At 43.6% G+C, this 5,946-nt stretch carries 5 protein-coding genes; all 5 read left to right on the forward strand.

Annotation, left to right across the window (positions count from 1 at the left end):
- The coding region (locus tag VZ94_RS19730; protein ID WP_045780537.1) for a CheR family methyltransferase at positions 1 to 2,855 on the forward strand (2,855 nt) is incomplete at its 5' end.
- A complete protein-coding gene (locus VZ94_RS23775) occupies positions 2,855 to 4,036 on the forward strand; it encodes a PAS domain-containing protein (protein WP_052700766.1) in 1,182 nt (393 codons plus the stop codon). The genes VZ94_RS19730 and VZ94_RS23775, both read left to right, overlap by 1 nt.
- Positions 4,033 to 4,206: a diguanylate cyclase domain-containing protein gene (locus VZ94_RS32910; RefSeq protein WP_157844984.1), complete on the forward strand. Its 174-nt coding sequence runs from the start codon at positions 4,033 to 4,035 to the stop codon at positions 4,204 to 4,206. Before VZ94_RS23775 ends, VZ94_RS32910 begins: the two co-directional genes overlap by 4 nt.
- On the forward strand, positions 4,202 to 4,846 hold the full coding sequence (locus VZ94_RS31195) for a diguanylate cyclase domain-containing protein (RefSeq protein WP_275575334.1): 645 nt from the start codon (positions 4,202 to 4,204) through the stop codon (positions 4,844 to 4,846). The genes VZ94_RS32910 and VZ94_RS31195 overlap by 5 nt, the downstream gene beginning before the upstream one ends.
- A 1-nt stretch (position 4,847) precedes the next feature.
- Positions 4,848 to 5,381, forward strand: a complete 534-nt coding sequence (locus VZ94_RS31200; protein WP_275575335.1) for an EAL domain-containing protein — start codon at positions 4,848 to 4,850, stop codon at positions 5,379 to 5,381.
- Positions 5,382 to 5,946: the final 565 nt, after the last annotated feature.

The following is a 5,946-nucleotide window of genomic DNA, read 5'->3' on the forward strand; positions in this document are numbered from 1 at the left end:
CCTCTGCACTGATTGCACCATCAATAGATAGACTTTYTTTTTCATCAATTGCTCATCAATATGGACATAAAGCCACCGCTGTTGTTCTGTCTGGCTCTGGCCATGATGGTGTTCTTGGCGCCAAGGACATTAATGCATCAGGCGGAGTTGTTATTGTGCAGAATCCAGAAGAGGCCATACATCCGTCTATGCCTGAAACTATTATCAATCAAGATATAGCAGATCATGTCGGCGGTATAAAAGATATTATCACCTGGCTGAACAACCATGAATTCATCGAGAGAGACTTAATACCAAAATTTGATATAACGGAAGAAGCGTTTTCGAGTCTGATAAAGCTAGTCGCAAGCGCTACTGGTCTGAATACAACCCAGTACAAAGAAAACACCTTACGCAGACAAATTATTCGTCGTTACCGTAATCTCGGCATAAATTCATTAAAGGAATATATTGATTACATCAAAAAAAATTCAGATGAATTACGGATCTTACATCAAGCGTTTTTAATCTCAGTATCTGCTTTTTTCAGAGATAGTGATGTGTTTGTTGTACTGCAAAATACCTTGGCACAGCATTTGAGCAAATTGAAATTAGGTGCACTAAGGGTTTGGGTGCCTGGCTGCGCAACAGGGGAAGAACCTTATTCTATAGCCATCATGCTAGCAGAATTGCTCGACGATCGCCTATCTGAAATCGATATTAGGATTTTTGCGACCGACATTGATCACCGGGCTCTGGATAAAGCGCGTAATGGAATTTATGACGCCAAGTGTTTGGAAGCGATGTCCGAAGAACGCAGGGCAAATTGGTTTGTGCCTCATCTAGGTGAATGGCGTATCACTAAAAAGATTCGCGATTTAGTAGTTTTTTCATCACATGACGTGATGTTACATCCACCATTCATCAAGATGGACTTAATCAGCTGCAGGAATTTATTGATTTACTTTAAGCCTAGCCAGCAAGTAGATTTAATCCATACTTTTCATTACAGTTTAAATCCAGATGGGCTTTTACTGCTAGGACGATCCGAGTCAGTTGGCTTGGGTCGTCCATTGTTTGATGCTATCGATAGCGATTGCAAACTTTTTCGTCGTCTCAATACAACCGCCACTTATCCGGTTCGGCAAAGCGGTTTTAGATCCAGTTTATTACTTCACCAACCGCTCTTTCCCAAATCGGGAATTACCCCGCAAAAGCAAACCCTCGTTGATGCGTCCATTGCCTTACTGGCTAAGGAATTTGCGCCGCCGGCCGTTCTAGTAAACGCAAACTTTGAACCAATTCATTTTTTTGGGAGGGCGCGTCGATATTTCAGCTTACAAAACGATAATGTTGAATTCACCGTTTTCGCATTGTGCGTACCAAGTCTTCGCAACGAACTGAAGGCACTTTGTTACCGTTTGGTACAAGAAAACCTAGCCACCTTAGAAGGGGTAACAGTAATTGTGGCTTACGAAGGTCTCGACATTGCTATCAAACCCATTCTGAAGCGTGTCAGCCCGATTGATGAAAACACAGAGTTTTCGTTATTGATTTGCTTTGAAGAATCTACACTCTCAAGTCAGCATGAAATGTCGTCTGTCCAAAACGTATTCCCGTATGCAGAACAAGAAATCAATAACTTGCGCCAAGAGCTGGCGGATTCACGAGAGCACTTGCAGTCCGTTATCGAAGCCATGGAAACAGCAAACGAGGAATTGCAGTCCCTAACCGAAGAATTGCAATCATCCAGCGAGGAATTACAAGCGTCTAACGAGGAACTGCAATCATCCAATGAGGAACTTACTACCTTAAATGACGAATTACGAGCCAAGTCGCAAGAAGCTATCGAACTTAACGAAATATTAAGCAATATTCAAAATTCCATTCGCACTAGTTTAGTCGTGGTTGATAAGGACGCGCGAATATCGCGCTTCAATGAGCTGGCAACCCGCATTTTTGGCTTGGTTTCCAGCGACGTAGGCCGCTCTATTGATAGAGTGCCATGCCACCTGAGATTACCAAAACTACTGGATCGAATTGAGCAAGTGGTAAGCCAACGCATATCCATCATGGAACGCGTGCATCACAAGGATTTTCACTATTTGATGCAGATAGACCCCTACATCAACGCTATGAATCAAGTAGCGGGGGCAGTATTAGCCTTTTCAGATATTTCAGAGCTGCTAACGGCTGAACATGAAAAAGAGGCGCTAGAGAAACGTTTTAGCAAAGTATGGGACTCCTGCCTAGAAGGACTGGTTGTAGTTCAAAGTCAAGGATTAATTGTCATGGTAAACCCAGCTTTTGCTGACATGTTCGGCTACCAGATGCAAGAGTTAATCGGACAGCCAATTGAGATTCTAGTGCCTGAGCGATACCGTACATCACACGTCAAAATGCGAGAAGCCTTTGTTGCAAGTCCTGAACCTGAAAAAATGATGCATATGCGCGACCTCATAGGACGCCATCGGTCTGGTAAAGAGTTTTTTCTGGAAATCAGCCTGAATTTGATGGAAATGGAAGGCGAGCAATTTGCACTAGCCACTGTCAGTAATATTACCTCACGTAAGACTGCTGAAATCGCACTTCGACAAAGCGAAGAATTATTACGCCTAGCTCTCGATGCGTCTCATGCGGGAACATGGCGATGGATTCCTGCGACCAATGAAAACATGTGGTCAGATAATCTGTGGTCGCTATATGGGATTTCAGATACATCGATAATCCCAAGTTTCCAATCTTGGCTCGATGCGATTGCTCCCAATGATCGAGACAAAGCAAAAAACGCTGTGATGATGGCATACTCCCAATCTGAGAGTTTGAAATTGAATGGCAGGTCAACTTATCGCCGGAAGATTCCCCGCGTTGGTTGATGTCGCGCGGTCGGCCTGTATTTGGTCAAGATGGTGCCGTAGATTATTACCACGGCCTGGTGTTAGACATTACGCAGCGCCGACGAGCGGAGGAGGAAGTCAAAAAGTATGTCTCGGTATTCCAGAATGCCGGTTGGGGCATGGTGGTGGTCGATCCTCATAACGAAATTATTACACATGTAAACGATGCCTATGCCCGTATGCATGGTTTTGAAATCAATGAAGTTCTAGGCATACCGTTGCTTGAAACGTATGCACCTTCGGTCAGAGACAGTATTCCAGAACAAGTTCGACTAGCGAATGCCAAAGGTCATCATATTTTTGAATCAATACACTTGCGTAAAAACGGCTCCGAATTCCCTGTACTCATTGATGTCACGGTTTACAAAGATAACCAGGGAGACATTATCTTTCGAGCAGCAACGGTAGAAGATATTACCGAACGAAAAGCAACTGAAGCCACCTTAAAAATGTGGGGCAATGCTTTTGAACAAGCTGAATTTGCGCTGGCAATCGGCAACCCTAAAACCAATCAGATAATATCGGTGAATCCTGCCTTTGCAAAGCAGCGAGGGTTTACCCAAGAAGAGCTGGTAGGGAGGCCAGTATTGTCACTATTCCCGCCTGATCGTGCAGATGAGGTGAAAACAATTATTCAACAGATGGACATAACTGGTCACAGTATCTTTGAATCTGAACATCTCCGGAAAGATGGTAGTCGTTTTCCAGTACTACTGGATATTACCGTCACTAAATCCCGCGATGGTCAGCCTCAGGCTCGTTTGGCCTATTCGCAGGATATTAGCGAACGAAAACGCGCGGAAGCTGAATTACGCTTAGCAGCCAGTGTATTTGCCAATACCCACGAAGGAGTCTTAGTCTGTGACGCTAAAACAGTCATTATCGACGTCAATCCTTCCTTCACGCGTATCACGGGATACCTGCGAGAAGAGGTTATTGGTAAAACTCCGAGTTTACTAACATCGGGAAAACACAGCTCTGATTTTTATGCTGAGATGTACGATTCTTTAACACAAAGAGATTTTTTGGCGTGGCGAGATCTGGAATCGAACGCAAAAATGGCGAACTGTATGCAGAAATGCTCAGTATCTCTGTGGTACGCGACAATAGCGGGCAATTGTCGCATTACATTGGCGTCTTCTCGGATATTAGCCAGATGAAAGCCCATCAGGAGGAACTCGACAAAATCGCACATTTTGACCCACTGACTGGAGTGCCTAATCGACGGCTTCTAACCTATCGACTTGGCCAGTCGCTAGCCCACTCCCGCCGAGCGGGCACTACGCTCGCAGTATGCTACCTAGATTTGGACTTTTTTCAAACCCATTAACGACCAGCACGGCCACGCAGTTGGAGATCATTTATTAATAGCAATAGCGGAACGCCTCAAAAATACTTTGCGTGCTGAAGATACATTGGCTCGACTGGGCGGGGACGAATTTATTCTATTGCTTTCAGATTTGATTGAACAGGAAGAAATTTATCATATTCTTGAGCGAATCCTCGACGAGGTCTATCAACCGGTTTTAATTAACGATACGGTGCTACAAGTATCGGCAAGTATCGGTGTTTCCCTATTTCCAACTGACGACAGTGATGCCGATACACTGATACGTCACGCGGATCAGGCCATGTATCGAGCCAAGCAAAAGGGAAAAAATCGTTATCATTTTTACGATCCTGATCAGGACAGGAAAATGCAAGCTCACATAGAACAAATTAAACGCTTAGAACTAGCCTTGAAAAATCAGGAGTTGGTTTTGTACTATCAACCTAAAGTTAATCTAAAAACTGGAGAGGTTTTCGGAGTCGAAGCTTTGATACGTTGGCAGCACCCTGAGCGTGGCTTGGTGTTACCTGGCGAATTCCTTTACTATTTATATGGCAGTGAATTGGAAATGGTTGTGGGAGAATGGGTTATTGAAACAGCGCTTAACCAGCTAGAGATTTGGCAACAAAAAAAAGATTAATATTTCAGTTAGCGTCAATATCGGCGCTGACCATCTATTACAAAACAATTTCAGCGTAAGACTCCAAAATCTTTTAATCCAACATTCTAAGATAGCGCCATCTTGTCTGGAGCTAGAAATTCTTGAAACAGCTGCTTTAGCGAATTTGGATCATGCGATTGCTGTGATGAATCAATGCCAAAAGTTTTGGTGTCGGTTTTTCACTGGACGATTTTGGTACAGGCTACTCTTCACTGGCCTATTTTCGAAAATTGCTATTCAGAATATAAAAATTGATCAGAGCTTTGTTAGAGACATGACCAAAGATGACAACGACTTTGAAATTGTTGAAAGTGTCATTCGATTAGCTCGCGCATTCAATCGTCCCGTTATCGCAGAGGGCGTGGAAACTATAGAACATGCTCGGATGCTTGTAGAACTTGGCTGCATCTTTGCGCAGGGCTATGGTATCTCACGACCGTTACCCCCTGACAAATTAATTAAGTGGATCGAGGAATGGCAAAAAAATGCAATTTGGACGTCCTTTGAACTTTAAAGCAAAAAATCCAGATCGACCTATCCTAGCGCTCTTAATCTGTTTGCATCTGAAATTTAGCTAGTTGCTTTGGTGATGCGCCAACATTGGATTGATTAAACCAGGGTCAGAGTAAATATAGTCTCTAATTCCATTTTATTCTAGGCGAGTTTTTACCGTCATGAATTTGCTCTATTCAACTTATCATTCAAAAGACTAGCCGCAACAAATCTTGTTCCAGGACATACATTAGGTGAATGGACTGAATGGACTAACCCTTATGCCTTTAGCTGACGACTCTGCTGTTATAGTTGTCCAGAAAAGTTCTGTCGCTCTTTCAAGGATTAGGCTGTTTGCTAATACTGATAGAGAAAGGGACAAAATATATCTGGATAGCTATACTTGGGGCGGGGTATTTTGCCGACGGCGATAGTAGCCGTGGCTGCAACATTAGAGCTTATGCACAATTAGCCAAACGAGCCATTTGCCATCGTCGGGTCTGTTCATTGACTAGACCACAGACTGTATGCATGATGGAAGTGTAAATTGAATGGGAGCAACGAAAGCGGGTGGCAATAATCGCCCA

The sequence above is a fragment of the Methylocucumis oryzae genome (assembly GCF_000963695.1).
GTDB lineage: Bacteria > Pseudomonadota > Gammaproteobacteria > Methylococcales > Methylomonadaceae > Methylovulum > Methylovulum oryzae.